Source organism: Pseudomonas sp. REP124, from assembly GCF_020164475.1.
Lineage (GTDB): Bacteria > Pseudomonadota > Gammaproteobacteria > Pseudomonadales > Pseudomonadaceae > Aquipseudomonas.
In genome coordinates this window covers 1-16,997 of sequence record NZ_JAIQWX010000076.1, presented here as the reverse complement: position 1 = coordinate 16,997, position 16,997 = coordinate 1, and the positions used below count along the sequence as shown (strand labels likewise).

General features: G+C 61.1%; 15 protein-coding genes. 6 read left to right on the top strand and 9 right to left on the bottom strand.

Going from position 1 to position 16,997, the window contains the following annotated elements; translation table 11 throughout:
- Positions 1-166: 166 nt before the first annotated feature.
- Positions 167-1,483, top strand: a complete 1,317-nt coding sequence (locus K9857_RS18500; RefSeq protein WP_224538090.1) for a putative porin — start codon at positions 167-169, stop codon at positions 1,481-1,483.
- A gap of 186 nt (positions 1,484-1,669) precedes the next feature.
- On the opposite strand, the gene K9857_RS18495 is transcribed toward K9857_RS18500, so the two are convergent.
- From K9857_RS18495 to K9857_RS18455, 9 genes are all read right to left on the bottom strand, one after another.
- Complete coding sequence (locus tag K9857_RS18495; protein WP_224538088.1) at positions 1,670-2,710, bottom strand: AI-2E family transporter; 1,041 nt, start codon at positions 2,708-2,710, stop codon at positions 1,670-1,672.
- Positions 2,711-2,845: 135 nt separating this feature from the next.
- Complete coding sequence (locus tag K9857_RS18490) at positions 2,846-3,652, bottom strand: DUF4892 domain-containing protein (RefSeq protein ID WP_224538086.1); 807 nt, start codon at positions 3,650-3,652, stop codon at positions 2,846-2,848.
- Between the two features lie 187 nt (positions 3,653-3,839).
- Complete coding sequence (locus K9857_RS18485) at positions 3,840-4,694, bottom strand: alpha/beta hydrolase (RefSeq protein WP_224538084.1); 855 nt, start codon at positions 4,692-4,694, stop codon at positions 3,840-3,842.
- Complete coding sequence (locus K9857_RS18480; protein ID WP_224538083.1) at positions 4,691-5,494, bottom strand: alpha/beta fold hydrolase; 804 nt, start codon at positions 5,492-5,494, stop codon at positions 4,691-4,693. Before K9857_RS18480 ends, K9857_RS18485 begins: the two co-directional genes overlap by 4 nt.
- A 117-nt stretch (positions 5,495-5,611) precedes the next feature.
- Positions 5,612-6,055 carry a hotdog fold thioesterase gene (locus K9857_RS18475; RefSeq protein ID WP_224538080.1) on the bottom strand — a complete coding sequence of 148 codons (444 nt, stop codon included), beginning with the start codon at positions 6,053-6,055 and terminating at the stop codon, positions 5,612-5,614.
- A gap of 31 nt (positions 6,056-6,086) precedes the next feature.
- Entirely contained in the window at positions 6,087-7,742 is a 1,656-nt protein-coding gene (locus K9857_RS18470; RefSeq protein ID WP_224538079.1) for an AMP-binding protein, read from the bottom strand.
- Between the two features lie 194 nt (positions 7,743-7,936).
- A complete protein-coding gene (gene sixA / locus K9857_RS18465; RefSeq protein WP_224538077.1) occupies positions 7,937-8,392 on the bottom strand; it encodes a phosphohistidine phosphatase SixA in 456 nt (151 codons plus the stop codon).
- Positions 8,389-8,736 carry a DUF4389 domain-containing protein gene (locus K9857_RS18460; protein ID WP_224538075.1) on the bottom strand — a complete coding sequence of 116 codons (348 nt, stop codon included), beginning with the start codon at positions 8,734-8,736 and terminating at the stop codon, positions 8,389-8,391. The genes sixA and K9857_RS18460 overlap by 4 nt, the downstream gene beginning before the upstream one ends.
- A gap of 30 nt (positions 8,737-8,766) precedes the next feature.
- Complete coding sequence (locus tag K9857_RS18455; protein ID WP_224538074.1) at positions 8,767-9,792, bottom strand: NAD(P)H-dependent glycerol-3-phosphate dehydrogenase; 1,026 nt, start codon at positions 9,790-9,792, stop codon at positions 8,767-8,769.
- 195 nt (positions 9,793-9,987) lie between these two features.
- Here K9857_RS18455 and K9857_RS18450 point away from each other — a divergent pair, with 195 nt between their 5' ends.
- From K9857_RS18450 to fabB, 5 genes are all read left to right on the top strand, one after another.
- Positions 9,988-12,111, top strand: coding sequence for a TonB-dependent receptor plug domain-containing protein (locus K9857_RS18450; RefSeq protein WP_224538072.1), 2,124 nt, complete (start codon positions 9,988-9,990; stop codon positions 12,109-12,111).
- Position 12,112: 1 nt separating this feature from the next.
- Complete coding sequence (locus K9857_RS18445) at positions 12,113-13,045, top strand: ABC transporter substrate-binding protein (RefSeq protein WP_224538070.1); 933 nt, start codon at positions 12,113-12,115, stop codon at positions 13,043-13,045.
- Positions 13,042-14,943 (top strand): ATP-binding protein, encoded by a 1,902-nt coding sequence (locus tag K9857_RS18440; RefSeq protein WP_224538068.1) that lies wholly within the window; start codon positions 13,042-13,044, stop codon positions 14,941-14,943. Before K9857_RS18445 ends, K9857_RS18440 begins: the two co-directional genes overlap by 4 nt.
- A 247-nt stretch (positions 14,944-15,190) precedes the next feature.
- Positions 15,191-15,706 carry a 3-hydroxyacyl-[acyl-carrier-protein] dehydratase FabA gene (fabA, locus tag K9857_RS18435; RefSeq protein WP_003227150.1) on the top strand — a complete coding sequence of 172 codons (516 nt, stop codon included), beginning with the start codon at positions 15,191-15,193 and terminating at the stop codon, positions 15,704-15,706.
- Between the two features lie 11 nt (positions 15,707-15,717).
- A complete protein-coding gene (fabB, locus tag K9857_RS18430; RefSeq protein ID WP_175376798.1) occupies positions 15,718-16,938 on the top strand; it encodes a beta-ketoacyl-ACP synthase I in 1,221 nt (406 codons plus the stop codon).
- Positions 16,939-16,997: the final 59 nt, after the last annotated feature.

Sequence of the window (16,997 nt, the reverse complement as noted above, 5' to 3'; positions counted from 1 at the left end):
CGTCATTGACATGCCATCACATTGCCACCGCTCTGTAATAAACCATCGCGATACTGGCGCCTGTTTTTAGAGCGCCGGGTTATACCCGGTCACTGTTTTCCGTCCATCAATGGTCGGTTGTGCCCTGGATGGCCCAAGCCATCCACTCTCATCTTCGGAGATTGATATGCGTCTTGCTTCCACGAAAACTGCGGCGGCCCTGTGTGGCGGCCTGCTGTTGGCCATGAGTATTCCGGCCAACGCCGCAGTCGACGCCAAACTGCTCGACATGCTCAAGGCTAACGGCTCGATTACCAACGCGCAGTACAGCGAACTGCAAGCCGAACTGGCGCGGGATCAGAAGGAACAGCAAATCGCCCGTCAGGCTCAGCAAGAGACTAACGAGCAAATCGCAGCAACTGCGAAGAAAACCAATGAGCTGAGCACTTTCGACCAGAAACTCGCCTGGGCTGCCAAGACCCAATTCAAGGGCGACGTGCGTTTCCGTCAGGAAAACGTTCACAACGATGGCGTTTCCAACAACAAGGACCAGGACCGTCAGCGCATTCGTGCCCGCCTGGGTGCCTACACCGAAATCAACCCGCAGGTTGATACCGGTATCCGTATCGCCACCGGCAACAACGATGACCCGCGTTCCACCAACCAGAGCCTGGACAACTACTTCGACAAGAAGCAGATCTGGCTGGACCAGGGTTACGTCGACTACCACCCCGACGCGATCAAGAACCTGCACATCGTTGGCGGCAAGATGCCTCAGCAATGGGTGAGCATGGGCGACATCATCTGGGATAGCGACATCAGCCCGGAAGGTCTGTCCGTTTCCTACAAGTACCCATTGAGCGGCAGCACCGAGCTGTTCGGCAGCGCCGGTCACTACACCCTCAAGGACAACGTCGACGGCGACGGCGTGCAGTTCAAGCACGACCTGCGTCTGTACGCCGGTCAGTTGGGCGCGCGCTTTGCGATCACCGACAACCTGAAAATGACCTTGGGCGGCAGCGTCTACGGTTACGACAACGATGACGACATCACCCCGGTTGCCGGCGTGATCCCAGGTCAACTGGCGATCAACGGCAACAGCCCGAACGAACAGTTCAAGCTGTACGAAGGCTTCGGTCAGCTCGACGTCGGCGGCCTGCCGCTGCCACTGTCGTTCTACGGTCAGTACGTGAACAACAAAGACGCCAGCAACGATCAGGACACTGCCTGGCTGTTTGGTGTGAAAACCAAGGTTTACGGCTTCGGCGTGGACTACAACTATCGTGACGTGCAGCGTAACTCGGTGGTGGGTGCCTTCACCGACTCCGACTTCGCCAACGGCTTCACCGGTTCGCGCGGCAGCAAGTTGAAAGTCAGCTACGAGCTGGACAAGAACTTCACCCTGGGTGCGACCTACTTCATGGCGGACTCCGACTACACCAACGCCACACTCAGAGACTCGAAAATCGACACCCTGCAACTGGATGCCGAAGCGAAGTTCTAAAAAAGCAGCGAGGAGCAGCGGCAAGCTTCAAGCTGCAAGTTGAAGAATCACGCGCACAGCTTGCGGCTTGCGGCTCGGAGCTGCTTCTGTACAGCCTCGCGTTGATCTGACGGTCCCCATCATCCGTCCGGCAGATCGACGCGAGGCTGTTTTTTTCTCCCCGCGATACGTCCCCAATCAAGGGTCTCAGACCCGCGCCTGACTCTTGCTCCAGTCGGTCAACAGGCTGTATGCCACCGCCAGCAATGTCGGCCCGATGAACAGGCCGATGAAACCAAACGCAATCAGCCCGCCGAACACTCCCAGCAGCACGATCACCAACGGCAGGTTCCCGCCACGGCTAATCAGGTAAGGCTTGAGCACGTTGTCCACGCCACTGATGATGAAGGTGCCCCAGATGCCGAGGAAAATCGCCATCCCGTAATCACCTTTCCAGGCCAGCCAGGCCGTGGCCGGAATCCACACCAGTGGTGGGCCCATGGGAATCAGGCTGAGCAGGAAGGTCACGATGCCGAGCACCAAAGCTCCCGGTACGCCGGCAATCAGGAATCCGATCAACGCCAGAATCGCCTGGGCGGCAGCCGTACCGATCACACCGTTCACCACCCGCTGCACCGTGCCCGCCACCAGCTCGATGTAATAGCCAGCGCGATCACCGATCAGGCGCTCCAGCAAGCTGTGGACGAAGGCCGCCAGCCGCGGCCCGTCGCGATAGAAAAAGAATACGAAGACAATGCTCAGGGTCAGCTCGAGCACGCCGCCACCAATCTGCGCACTGCGCGCCAGCAGCCAGTTACCGACTTGCCCGAAATAGGGTTTGAGCGAGACCATCATGGCCGCACCCTGCTGGTCGATGCTGTTCCAGATTTCCACCAGGCGCCCGCCTACCAGCGGAATGCCGCCCAGCCATGAGGGAGCTTCCGGCAGGCCATCCATCTGCACATCCTTGATGAACGCCGTGGCATCACGCACATGATCGGCCAGGTTGAATCCCAGCCAGACCAGAGGCGCCGCCACCAACACCATCCAGCCCACGGTCAACAGCGCAGCGGCCAGTGATTCGCGGCCATTGAGCCAGCGGGTCAGCAGGACCATCAGCGGCCAACTGGCGAACGCCAGCACCGCGCCCCAGAACAACGCCGACCAGAACGGCGCCATCACCCAGACACTCGCCCCGAACAGCACCAACAGCAGAATCTGCACCAGCATTCGATCGTTATTGATCATCCATGCCTCTATAAAGATGGCCCCTGGAAAGATGGCCCTGAAAAAAGTGTCCTGAAAGAAGGACCTGAAGAAGCGGGAGAGAATTCCGTCCGCAAAAGAATAGGCGAACGCGCGGAACGCGTTCGCCTTTTGAGCTTATCGCAGCAGCTGAACGTGCAGGCCAGAGCCTTCGACGCTACCGGTTTCCATCCGCGCCGCACGCACGCCCTGCCCGATCAGCGCCTGGCGCCAGGCTTCGGCATTCGGTCCGGAAATACTGACCCGCAAGGTGGCGTCAAGGTTCAGACCACGGGAAATCAGGCGTAGCCAGTTTTCATCCGATGCGTCGGTGAGTGTGGGGAAGTCCAGTTCGCCGGTGCTTTTGAGTTCACGCAGCAACGTGGCGGAGGTGGGTCGCAAATCGCCCAAAGGGGCCGCGGCCTCGAACTGTTCGACATGCAGATAGGCTTTGCGATTGCCACGAGTGATGCTGTAGAGCGCCACCAGGGTGTTGTCCTTCGGCGCCGCCAGCCGCAACAACAGGTAAGCCTGTTCGTTATCGGAGCCGTAGAGCTTGGCGTTACCGAACACCTCGTTGGCCCACAGGCTGCTCTCGCCACAGTCGCGAGCCTGGCACCAGAACAGCAACTGCGCGTCCTGCTTCTGCAAGGCTTCGCGGGCGGCGGTGAAGGCGTCGAGGGCGGAATGTTCCGGCGGCAGCTCGTAGGTCACCGCCGTGGCGTTGCCCCGGGCGTTGACCTGGCCGTCGAAACGCAACTGGCCGCTGATCTTGCGGATCGAACCGAGGGGATAGATTCGCTCCAGTTCCACCGCCGGGCGATAGTCGACGATCTGTGCATCGACCATGCGCGGGACGATCGGCAGATCCTGACTGCCCGGAACATCGGCGGCAAACGACAAGGAACTGAAACCGAGCAGGGCCAGCAGACTGAGAGTTCGCATAGGCAGACTCACCGGATCAGCATGGCTTGGAAACGCTTGACGGCAGTCGCGTCATCGAGAAAGCGCCCCCGGCAGGGCAGGCACGCAATTGAAGCCTTTTGGTCATTCGGCGGCGCAACGGTGAATAGATCCATCATGGTTGTCTCCCATTTCAACCCGCCCAGCCTCGGCAGTTGCCCCGCGCAAGTCAAGGAACGGCGAAGAACCGATTGAAACAGTCTGCGACAAGATCGGCGCCGTGTTCGTCATTCAAGTGCAAATGATGGCCGCCTGGCAGCTGCTCACGGCTAAAGGGTAGACGCTCCAGCAACTCGAGATGTTTGGCGAGCATGCCGTCTGCCGCGACCACCAGTTTGGCCGGGCAAGCGATGCGCTGGACGAAAGCCATGGCCTGCTCGGTGGTCAGACGCAGAGGCGATGGCAGGGTCAGACGGTTGTCGGTACGCCAGGTGTAACCGCCGGGCACCGGCATCAAGCCACGCTGCGCCAGCAGTTCGGCGGCTTCGCGACTGACCGCCACCAGGCCTTTCATTCTGGCCTCGATAGCCCGATCCAGGGTGTTGTAGACCGGCTTGCGCTTGTCCCGCAGATCCAGTTGCGCCTGTAAGGCCATGCCCATGCGTTCCGCGGCATTTTCGCCTTTGTCTGTAGGAGGAATCACTCCATCGATCAACGCCAGATGGGTGACACGCTCGGGAAACGAGCCGGCGATGATCAGCGAGGCAATCGCCCCCATGGAGTGCCCCAACAGCGCAAATCGCTTGAGCCCCAGCTGTTCGGCGACTTGCAGCACATCGTGAGCGTAATCCCACATGGCATAGCCGGCACCGACCGGGCGATGCCCCGAGTGACCGTGACCGGCCATGTCCAGGGCAATGATGCGCAGGCCTTTGAGCTTCGGCGCCAGCCGGGCGAAGCTGTTGGCGTTGTCCAGCCAGCCATGCAGGGCGATCACCGGCAAACCGTCTTCGGGGCCGAACAGGTGGGCGGCCAGTTCGATATGCGGCAGGCTCAGGCGGACTTCTTCGACGACATGACTCATGCGCAATCCTGTTGGCGACCGCCCCAGCGGCTGAACAGCTTCTTCAGCATCTCGGCCGTGTCCTGTGGGCGTTCGAGGGGAAACATATGGCCGCCGGGCATGGACAGGGATTCGCCCTGTGGCAGGCGCCCCACTCCACTTGCGTGATGACGCATCACCACCCGGCTCTTGTGTCCGCGCACCACCGCCAGCGGTACTTTCAACTGTCTTGTGCGTCCTGGGCTGGTGTGGGGCACGCCACGGTAGATGCTGATTTCCGTGGCCGGATCGAAGCGCAGGCGCAGCTTGTCACCGACCTGCTGCAAACCGTGCTGCAGGTAGGCATCGAAACAGTCCGGATCGAAGCTGCGAAACAGGGTCTTGCCGGCGAAATAACGACGGGCGCTGTCGAGATCGGCGAACTCTTCGCGCCTGCCCAGCGTACGGCCAGCCGGGGTCAATTTATCGATGAATCCGAAGCGCTTGGCCGCGCGGATAACCCATTGATCGGCGCGGGTCAGTACCGGCGAATCGAGCATGACCACCCCGCGATAAAGCTCTGGGCAACGCAGTGCCGCATGCAGGTGCAGTACGCCACCGAATGAATGACCGACGCCCCACACCGGCTGCGCTTGCTGGCGCAAATGGTGAATCAGCTCATCCACCAGGTTGTACCAGTTGTCGTCCGCCGGAAAGCGCGGGTCATGGGCATGTTGCTCCAGATGCGTCACCTGATACTCGGGCGCCAGCGCCGCGAACAATTTGCCATAGGTGCCCGAGGGGAAACCGTTGGCGTGGGCGAAAAATATCTGTTGCGACATAACCGGCAAATCCATAGCGAGAACAGGCGTTGATTGTCGGCAAGACCACGCCTTGCGGCAATGACCGTAACTGACAGGAATAATGACAGTCCCGCCATGGTGATAAGGGCTGCTCGCTTAGCGCGCCGGCGGATTCTCGCCCAGCGGCACCACCGCCATGGTCAGACGCGATACGCAACTGGCCTTGCCCTCATCGCTGGTCAGGCGAATGTCCCAGACGTGGGTGGTGCGGCCAATGTGAATCGGTTTGGCCACCGCCGTCACACGGCCGCTGCGCAGACCGCGCAAATGGTTGGCGTTGATTTCCAGGCCCACGCAGTAAAACTTGCTGGCGTCGATGCACAGGTAGCTGGCCATGGAGCCGACGCTTTCAGCCAGCACCACCGACGCGCCGCCATGCAGAAGGCCGTAAGGTTGATGGGTGCGGTGGTCGATGACCATGCTCGCGGTCAGAGACTCGTCATCGAAGGATTCGAAGCGAATATCCAGTACTTCGCCGATGGTGTTTTTCTGGATCGCGTTCAACTGTTCGATGTTGGGAGTGGTACGCCACAGGCTCATCGCGGATTTCCTTGTTGGTTTTGTTCGTGGCTCAATCCTGCCACAGCACCGCTTCGTTGCGCTCGCTCCATTCTTCGAAGCGCGCTCCGTAGGTGGCTTCGATCACGTTGCGTTTGATTTTCAGCGTGGGTGTGAGAAAACCGTTTTCCACGGCCCAGCTGTCCTTGACCACCACCAGCTGGCGCAGGCGCTCATGTTTGTCGAGGGCGGTATTGACCTCCTCCAGCAGCTTTTCCAGGCTTGAATGCAGCCCGGCCCGCGCCTCCTGCTGCCCCACCGCCGACAGCACACACAAGCCCAGCGGTGCGCTCAAGCCATCCCCCACGACGCACACCTGTTCGATGCGCGAATGCACCGCCAGGCGATTCTCGATGGGCGCCGGGGCCACGTACTTGCCTTTGCTGGTCTTGAAGATTTCCTTCAAACGCCCGGTCAGGCGCAGATTTCCTTCGGCGTCCTCCTCACCTTTGTCTCCGGTACGCAGGAAGCCATCCGGGGTGATGGTCTCAGCGGTTTTCTGCGGTTCCTTGAAATAGCCGAGCATGGTCGCACCGCTGCGCACCAGGACTTCGCCCGACTCGTCGATCCGCACCTCGACTTCCGGGCAAGGCTTGCCGATCCAGCCGGATTTGTACTGGCCCGCCAGGCAGATATGCGAATAGCCGCAGCTTTCGGTCATGCCGTAGACCTCCAGCACGTCCAGCCCGAGCTTGCGATACCACATCAGCAAACTCAGCGGCACCGGCGCCGCGCCGGACAAGGCCACGCGTAAGGCATCCAGTCCCAGCCCGGCCAACACTTTGTGGCCGACGCGTTTGCCGATGATCGGCAGGCTCAGGAGGAAATCGAGGCGTTTTTCCGGAATCTTGCTGTACACGCCCATCTGGAACTTCGTCCAGATCCGCGGCACACCGAACAATGCCGTCGGCCGTGCTCGGCGTAGATCAGTGAGAAAGGTGTCGAGGCTTTCGGCAAAGAATACGGTCTGTCCGGTATAAATCGCCGCCAGTTCGACGAACATCCGCTCGGCGACGTGGCACAGCGGCAGGTAGGAAAGTAGCCGGTCCGACTCGTTCAGACCGAACAATTGCGTGCCGCGGGAGGTGGCGAACCCCAGGTTGCCGAAGCTGTGCATCACCCCTTTGGGCATGCCAGTGGTGCCGGAGGTGTAGATGATGGTCGCCAACTGATCGGCGTGAGGCTTGGGATCGTCCTGGATGGGCGTACTGCGTTGCAGGTCGTCCCAGCTGAAATCGAATTCACCGGCTGGATGCAGAGGCAGACTGATGGTCAGCAGATCCGGGCTGACCCCACGGGACATGCCCGGCCAGTCGTCGAGCTTGCCGATGAACGCCAGCGCCGCTTCCGAATGATCCAGCACCTGGGCCACGGACTCGGCCGTGAGGTTCGGGTACAGCGGCACCGAAACGTGCCCCGCCATCCAGATCGCCAGGTCGGCGATGATCCAGTGCGCGCAGTTTTTCGAGATCAGGGCGATGTGGCTGCCTTGGGGCAATTCGCGGGACCGCAACCAGTGCGCCGCACAGCGGGCCTGATGACCGACGTCGGCCCAGGTCAGGGTCTCGACCTGGCCACCACCGATGGGCTGGACCATAAAGCGTTGACGGGGATGCCGAGCCTCACGCTCGTAGAACACGTCCAGCGGCAAACGAAAAGCAGCAGACATGCGACTCGCTCCTTTGTTTTTGTTGTGGAGCAAGCGTAGTCAACCAAGCAAGTGCTTGGTTGACAATTTCAGAGAATTTTTTCAGCCATTAAACAATCACCCGCCCCCTGTAGGAGCGAGGCTTGCCCGCGAAGAGGCTTTCGAAATCGCCAAAAGCTTCGCGGGCAAGCCTCGCTCCTACAGGATGTAGAGAATTACGGGTGTTTGATGCTGTTGAGCTTCATCGAGCCAATCAGCAGCTCTTCGCCCTTCAACTCGGCAAGGCCGGCGGTGCTGACTTTTTCCGGCGGATGCCCAGCGCCATGCTGCAGGTAGCTCAACAGGTTCCCCACCAGCGGGTTGTGGCTGACCAGCAGGACATTGCTCACTGCCACCAGTTGCTCGGCCACCTTGTCCGGATCGCTTTCCGGGGTCAGCCAGTCGACGGTACGGATCTCCGGCTCGAAGCCCAGGGCCTCGCGCACCAGCTGCGCGGTCTGCTGCGCTCGCAAATAAGGACTGGAATAGATCGCGGTGACAGGCTGCCCCATCAAGCGGGCAGCGCTGCGCAGCACTTCCTCACGACCGTGTTCGGTCAATGCCCGCTGCGAATCGTGGGACTGGGAACCGTGTGGTTCGGCTTCACCATGACGCAATACCCAGAGTTTCATAGCTTGGGTTCCTCATCTCGGGCCGGGTGCGGGGCTGGCGCCACAGTGTGCGGCGCTTCACCTTCCGGCGTACGCGGCGCTGGCCAATCGGCGAACGGCCAGGGTTTCTGGTCGCTGTGAAAACTGCCGAACCGACCGATCTGGGCCAGAAACTGGCTCAGACTGTCGCCGAAGTTCATCAGGCTGGCGCTCGGGGCGCCATAGATCAAACGATAGATCAACTGCACCAGCACAACGGCGCCAAGGATGAACTGCGCTACTTGCCAGACCAGCACAAAGACGATCATCCAAAGGACCCGCAGGACGATGGACTCGTATTTGGCTTCCACTTTTTGATCGCTCATGTCTTGTTCCGTTCCTGTTAATAAGGGGGTTCAGTTGAAACCGCTGGTGGAAATGAAGTCGACATCGGTTTTCGGCTCGCCGCGCATCAACAGCCCGATCACCTGATCCAGCGTGCGCCCTTCGAACAGAATCGCGTGCAATCCGGCGACCAGCGGCATATAGACGCCCACTTCCTGGGCCTTGGCCTTGAGTACCTTGAGGGTGTTGACGCCTTCGGCAACTTCGCCCAGGCGGTTGACCGCCTCGTCCAGACTCAAACCCTGGCCGAGGGCGTATCCGACCTGGTAATTGCGGCTTTTGGGCGACGAGCAGGTCACGATCAAATCGCCCACGCCGGCAAGGCCGAGGAAAGTCATGGGATTGGCGCCCTGATTCACCGCAAAGCGGGTCATCTCCGCCAACGCCCGGGTGACCAGCATGCTCTTGGTGTTCTCGCCCATGTTCAACGCCACCGCCATGCCGGCGATGATCGCGTAGCAGTTCTTCAACGCTCCACCCAGCTCGACGCCAAAACGGTCGGCGCTGGCGTACACGCGAAACGTGCGGCCGTGCAGCACGGCTTGCACCTGCTCGCAGAGTTTTTCGTCTTCGCTGGCAACCACCGTGGCGGTCAGCGCGTGTTCGGCGATTTCCCGGGCCAGGTTCGGCCCGGACAGCACGCCGATGCGCGCCTGCGGGGCGATCTCTTCGAGGATCTGGCTCATCAGTTTGAAGGTGTGGGCTTCGATGCCCTTGGTCAGGCTCACCAGCATCTTGCCGCGCAGCCGTTCGGCGTGCGGCGCCAGCACTGAGCGCAGCGCGCTGGAGGGCAGCGCGACGAAGTTCAGGTCGCAGGCGTCGAGGGTGGCTTGCAGGTCGGTCACCGGGGTTACGCCCGGCAGGACCTTGATGCCCTTGAGGTAACGCGGGTTCTCGCGATTGACCCGAATGGCCTCGGCCTGTTCGGGATCACGCATCCATTGCAGGACCTGATGTCCGTTTTCGGCCAGCAGGTTAGCCACGGCGGTACCAAAACTTCCGCCTCCCAGAACCGCAATCGGGCGCTGTTCAGTCATATGCAATCCGTTAATCCATACCAGTGGCGATGTCGGCATTATACGGAGCGCCCCGATGGCGGCCAGTCCCCACATCAATTACCGGTGCAGAACCGATTAAGTTCAAGAAAGCCGTGGAAAGTGCCGACATCGTGACTGGAAAAGTCATCCGGCTCGGTTAACATGCGCGCCACCCACCAATAACAAGGACGTGTTGTGTCGCTGGATTCACCCTCACCCCGCTCGCCTCTGGTACTGGCGCTGTTCCTCAGTTCGCCGGTATTTGCCGACGACTTGTTTCTCGACAGCGATCCGTTGCCGCAAGTGCTGACGGCCACCCGCCTGAAACAGTCGCCAGCCGCGGTGCCGGGAAGCATGACGGTGATCGACAACACCCTGATCACCGCCAGCGGCGCCCGCGACATCAGTGAAGTATTGCGGCTGGTGCCCGGCATGATGGTCGGCAATCTCAGCGGCAATCAGGCGGTGGTGAATTACCACGGGACCAACGCCACCCAGGCGCGGCGCATGCAGGTGTTGATCGACGGCCGTTCGGTCTATCGCGCTGGCCTGGCCACCGTGGACTGGAGCGACATTCCGGTGGCCATGGAAGATATCGAGCGCATCGAGGTTTTCCGCGGCCCTAACACTGTCAGCTACGGCGCCAATGCGTTGATGGCGGTGGTCAACATCATCACCCGCAAGCCGGCGGACAGCCTCGGTACGCGGATGAAAGTCACCCGTGGCCAGCGCGGCATCGACGATTTCTATGCCAGCCAAGGCGTGGGCTGGGATGACGGTGACTTGCGCCTGTCCCTGTCCGGCCAGCAGGACGACGGCTTCGACACCGACCGCACGGGCGCTGATTACCGCGACAGCCGCCGCTTGAACCGCTTCAACCTGGCCGTCAGCCAGACTCTGGACGAGCGCCAAAGCATCGATTGGCAATTGAACGCGAAAGAAGGCAGCAACCAGCGCCCTTATACCTACCGCCCGGTGTTCTCGGGGATTACCAGTTCCGGGAACAATTCCGACGTCAGCGCCAAGGATTACGCCGGCTCGCTTCGCTGGAACCTCGATCTCAACCCCGGTCATAGCCTGTACGTCCAGAGCTCGGCCCAGCATTGGGACCGCCAGCAGACCTGGCGCGCCTGTGACGCCGAGGTGTCGTTCAGCCCGCAACTGACGCAGTTGTGGCAGCTCAACCCGAACTACACCGAACGCCTAGCACGCAACATCGCCAGCTTCACGGGCACAGGAGCCCCCGCCGGCACACCCGCCGAGCAGGCTCTGGGCGCTCAGGTCCTCGACCAATGGCGCAACGGCGCCAGCCAGACCGTTTGCGGCAACATCGATCAGAGCACCCGCGAATCACGCTACGACCTTGAATTGCAGGACACCCTGAGCCTCGCCGATGGCCTGCGTCTGGTCAGCGGCTTGAACTACCGCTATGACCGGGCGAACTCCGAAACCTATTTCAACGGCACACTCGACGACACCACCTGGCGGGCATTCGGCCAGCTCGAATGGCGAGCCAGCGAGCATTGGCTGTTGCAGGGCGGTGCGATGTTCGAAGACACGCAACTGATCGGCAGTTCCCTGACTCCGCGCGTGGCGGTCAATTACCTGATCAACCCGCGCCACGGCTTGCGCGCGGTGTACTCCGAGGCCGTCCGTTCGCCGGACATGTTCGAGAACAGCGTCAACTGGAGTTACCGGGTCACCAACCTGCGACCAAGTGCCTACGGCCAGTCCAGCGCCCGCTATTTCGTCAGTACCCGCGGCCCCGGCAATCTCGATCAGGAACACATGCGCTCCCGGGAACTGGGCTACAACGGCTACTTCGCAGACTTGGGGCTGGCCGTCGATGTGAAGCTGTTCTACGACGAAATCACCGGGATGGTCAGCGAACCGCTGCGCAACAATCAGTTCATCGCCAGCAATTCCAATACCGCGCGTTTCTCCGGTGCCGAAACCCAGCTCGACTGGCGAATCAACCAGGCCGACCGCCTGCGCCTGACCTACGCCTATGTCGATGCCGACGCGAGCAATCCCCAGGACGCGCAACAGACCGCACGCAACAGCGGTTCCGCCGGCTGGCTGCGCGACTGGGGTCACGGCTGGAACAGCGCCCTCTTCTATTATGGTGACGATGCCCTCAACGGCTATCGCTTCGAGCGTGTCGACACCCGCATCGCCAAGCGCATCGTCCTGGGCAAAACCAATCTGGAATTGGCCGGCGTGCTCCAGCAACGCCTCGACCACCAGCCCACCACCCTCATCGATAACAACTACGACGATCGCCGAGTGATGTACTTCAGCGCGGAGCTGGCGTTTTAAGATGGCCCATCGTCCGGCACGCAAGCGACCAGGTGTTGCCCACCTGCTGGCAATGCTGTGCCTGATCATCGGTGGCTGGCTGAGCGGTCTGTCGGCCAACGCCGCCGATATCCTGCTGACCGGCGTCGAGGACAGTCCGGGTGTGCAATCCTTCGTGCAGGCTCTGCGTGAACTGCGCCCCAACGATAACGTGCGTTTCCAGCCGCTGAACGAACTGCCCGCGCCGACAGCGCTTGCGGACGACATCCGCCTGATTCTCCTCGACTTGCCGAGCCTGGACTGGCGCCTGCAAAGCCAACAAGGCCCGGCGACGCTGGTGTTGCGCATCAGCCGCCTGCAAGCGCGGCAACGCCTTGGCGAAACGCATCCGCCGCACCTCAGCCTGCTGTGGAGCGACCCACCGCTGGAGCGTCAGTTGCACCTGACCCGCACTCTGCTGCCCCAGGCCAGACGCATCGGTGTGCTGTATGACGATCACAGCGAGTTTCTGCTGACCGAGTTGCGCCGCGCCGCCCACCCCCTGGGCCTTGAAGTAGTGACCCAGCGCTGGGACAACACCCACGACAGCCGCCCGTTGCAAGCTCTGCTCAGCCGCAGCGATGTGCTGCTGGGCCTGGATGACCCGGACCTGTTCAACCCGAAAACCGCAAAGAACCTGCTGCTGAGCAGCTATTCGCGACAGTTGGCGCTGATCGGCCCCAACGCCGGTTTCGTCAGGGCCGGCAGCCTGGCAAGCACTTTCAGCGATCAAAGCGACTGGCTGGCGATTCTCGATGACCTGCTCGACCTGCCACCTGCAAATTGGCCGCGCACTTACTACCCGCCGCGCTTCAAGGTTTCAAGTAATTCGCAGGTGGCTCGTTCATTAGGTATTGAACAGATAGATGAAGCATCTGTCGCAACACTGTTGGCTGAAAGAGAACGCCGCCCATGACTTTCCGTCGCCGCTGGGACATCAACACCCGGACCCAGCTTATAAGCCTCGGCCCTGCCCTGCTGCTGACTCTGCTGTTGATCAGTTTCTTTACCTTCGTGCGGATCCAGGACCTGCGCCAGGAGCTCAATCACACCGGCCAACTGATCGCCAACCAGTTGGCCCCGGCCACCGAGTACGGGGTGATTTCCGGTAACAACGAAGTGCTGGAAAGCCTGCTCAACGCGACGCTGGCCACGCCCAACGTGCGCTTCCTGGAGGTTCAGGACAACGCCAACCGGATTCTGGTGTACGTCGAACAACCCTCGGTCAACCACAACCGTCCGCATCAGGTCGAAGTGTTCCAGGCGCCGGTGCGGCTGCAACGCATCGCGCTGCACAACGATTTTTTCCAGGCCACCAGCGCCGACAGCGCCGCGCCAGCCGAAGATTATCTGGGCCGGGTGATCGTCGGCCTGTCCAGCGATGCGTTCAGCCAGCGCCAGCAGGAGATCCTGTTCAAGGCGGGGATTCTGGCGCTGTTCGCCCTGCTGTTTACCTTCCTGCTGGCCCGTCGACTGGCCGGCAGCCTGTCGCAGCCGATCCGTGAGATCGGCGACGCGGTCAAGGCGATCGCCGAAGGGGACTACAAAACCCCGCTGCCGATTGTCGACGACACCGAACTGGGCGCGCTGTCGCAACACATCAACAACCTGGCCAGCGGCCTGGAACAGGCCAGTCGCGAACAGCACCAGGCCATGGCGCAACTGATCCAGACCCGCGAAGAGGCGGAAAAGGCCAACAACGCCAAGTCCGATTTCCTCGCCATGATGAGCCACGAACTGCGCACGCCAATGAATGGCGTACTGGGCATGCTGCAGTTGCTGGAAACCACCGAGATGACCCCGGAACAGGTCGAATACGCGGCGCTGGCTTCGGAGTCCACCGAGCATCTGCTCAAGGTGATCAACGACATTCTCGACTTCTCGCGCATCGAACGTTCGGAGCTGGAGCTGGAACACATCCCGTTCAACCTCGCCGACCTGATCGGCGCCTGCGCGCAGTCCTTCTATCACAGCGCCGCGCAGCGCAAGCTCGAGCTGCAATTGCTGACGCCGCAGGACATGAAGGGCTTGCAGGTGCAGGGCGATCCGACGCGGATCCGGCAGATCCTGGTGAACCTGATCGGCAATGCGCTGAAGTTCACCGAGCAGGGACGCATTTCCATCGAGTCGCAATGGCAGTCACTGGATCACGAATTGCTGTGGTTCACCTGCAGCGTGCGCGACAGCGGCATCGGTATTGCGCCCGAAAGTCTGGAACTGATGTTCAACGCGTTTCAACAGGCGGATAGTTCTATTTCAAGACGTTACGGCGGCACCGGCCTGGGCCTGCCCATTGCCCGCACCCTGGCCGAACGCATGGGCGGGACCCTGCGCGCCCAGAGCGAAGAAGGCCGCGGTTCGGTGTTTACCCTGGAGATTCCGCTGGCGCTCTACCAGCAACCGCTACCGTCCCTGGCACCGCGCGCGCCTTCCGGAGCTGACGATGGCCTGGGTCGCAATGTATTGCTGGTCGAAGACAATCCGGTCAACCAGACGGTCATCGAAGCCATGCTGCGCAGTCTTGGTTTCAAGGTCAGCGTCGCCGTCGATGGCGCCCAGGCCGTACGCAGTGCCGAGAGCCTGACGTTCGAAGCGATTCTGATGGACTGCCGCCTGCCGGTCATCGACGGCTACGAAGCGACCCGACAGATTCGCCGGCTGCCCGGTTGCGACGGCCTGCCGATCATTGCCCTGACCGCCAACGCCTTGCAGGGCGACCGCGAAGCCTGTCTGTCGGCGGGGATGAACGATTATCTGGCCAAGCCCTTCAAACGTACTGACCTGCAGCAGATTCTGCAGCGCTGGGTGCAGTAGTACAGGCCTTTCGAGCATCTGCGACTGGCGTGTAAAGCGAAATTGCGGCAGTCTTAGGCACCCGAATAGCCTCGAAAAGGGGCTTGAATAAAAATTTCAGTGCACAAGTGTACATTCATGTCCTTGGCGCTGTGACTTTCACTACAACGCAATAGTCTATGAGTAGGCTGCCGGTTCGAGGCATGAACGCTTCGATCGGCCGGGAAGATTTGCCCCACCTGCCGCATGGGACTATTGAGGAGCTCGCATGACCAAACAAAACGCCTTTACCCGGGAAGATCTGCTGCGCTGCAGTCGCGGTGAGCTGTTCGGCCCAGGTAACGCGCAACTGCCCGCCCCGAACATGCTGATGGTTGATCGCATCACCCTGATCAGCGAAGAAGGCGGCAAGTACGGCAAAGGTGAATTGGTCGCCGAGCTGGATATCAATCCGGACCTGTGGTTCTTCGCCTGCCATTTCGAAGGCGATCCGGTGATGCCGGGCTGCCTGGGCCTGGACGCCATGTGGCAACTGGTCGGCTTCTTCCTGGGCTGGCAAGGCCTGCCGGGCCGCGGTCGCGCACTGGGTTCGGGCGAAGTGAAGTTCTTCGGCCAGGTCCTGCCGACCGCCAAGAAAGTCACCTACAACATCCATATCAAACGCGTCCTGAAGGGCAAGCTGAACCTGGCCATTGCCGACGGTTCGGTGACTGTCGACGGTCGCGAAATTTACACCGCCGAAGGCCTCCGTGTCGGCGTGTTCACCTCCACTGACAACTTCTAAGGGTTATTCGCATGCGCCGCGTCGTTATCACTGGTCTGGGCATCGTTTCGTGCCTGGGCAATGACAAAGAGACCGTCTCCGCTAACCTGCGTGCAAGCCGCCCTGGCATCCGGTTCAACCCGGAATATGCCGAAATGGGTCTGCGTAGCCAGGTTTCCGGCTCCATTGACCTCAACCTCGAAGAACTGATCGATCGCAAGATCTATCGTTTCGTCGGCCACGCGGCGGCTTACGCCTACCTGGCCATGAAAGACGCCATTACCGACTCCGGCCTGACCGAAGAGCAAGTGTCCAACCCGCGTACCGGCCTGATCGCCGGTTCCGGTGGCGCCTCCACCCTGAACCAGATGGAAGCGCTGGACATCCTGCGCGAGAAAGGCGTCAAGCGCGTCGGCCCATACCGCGTAACGCGGACCATGAGCAGCACCGTTTCGGCGTGCCTGGCCACTCCGTTCAAGATCAAGGGCCTGAACTACTCCATCGCTTCCGCCTGCGCCACCAGTGCTCACTGCATCGGTACCGCCATGGAACAGATCCAGATGGGCAAGCAGGACATCGTGTTCGCCGGCGGCGGTGAAGAAGAACACTGGAGCCAGTCGTTCCTGTTCGACGCCATGGGCGCCCTGTCCAGCAAGCGCAACGAGACTCCAGAACAAGCCTCCCGTGCCTACGACGCCGACCGTGACGGTTTCGTCATCGCTGGCGGTGGCGGCATGGTCGTGGTCGAAGAGCTGGAACACGCTCTGGCCCGTGGTGCGAAGATCTACGCGGAAATCGTCGGCTACGGCGCGACTTCCGACGGCTACGACATGGTTGCCCCAAGTGGCGAAGGCGCAATCCGCTGCATGCAGCAAGCGCTGTCCACCGTCGACACCCCGATCGACTACCTGAACACCCACGGCACCTCGACTCCGGTCGGCGACGTCGCGGAAATGAAAGGTGTGCGTGAAGTGTTCGGCGACAAGGCTCCGGCCATCAGCTCCACCAAGAGCCTGTCGGGTCACTCCCTGGGCGCCGCCGGCGTTCACGAAGCGATCTACTGCATGCTGATGATGGAAGGCAACTTCATTGCCGGCTCCGCCAACATCGACGAGCTGGATCCTGAAGTGGCTGACCTGCCGGTGCTGACCAAGACCCAGGAAAACGCCAAGATCGACACCGTGATGAGCAACAGCTTCGGTTTCGGTGGCACCAACGCCACGCTGGTACTGAAGCGCTGGGCAGGCAAGTAATTTCCTGCTGCTGAGTCGCCCATGAAAACGCCCCGACTGGTTCGGGGCGTTTTTTTTTG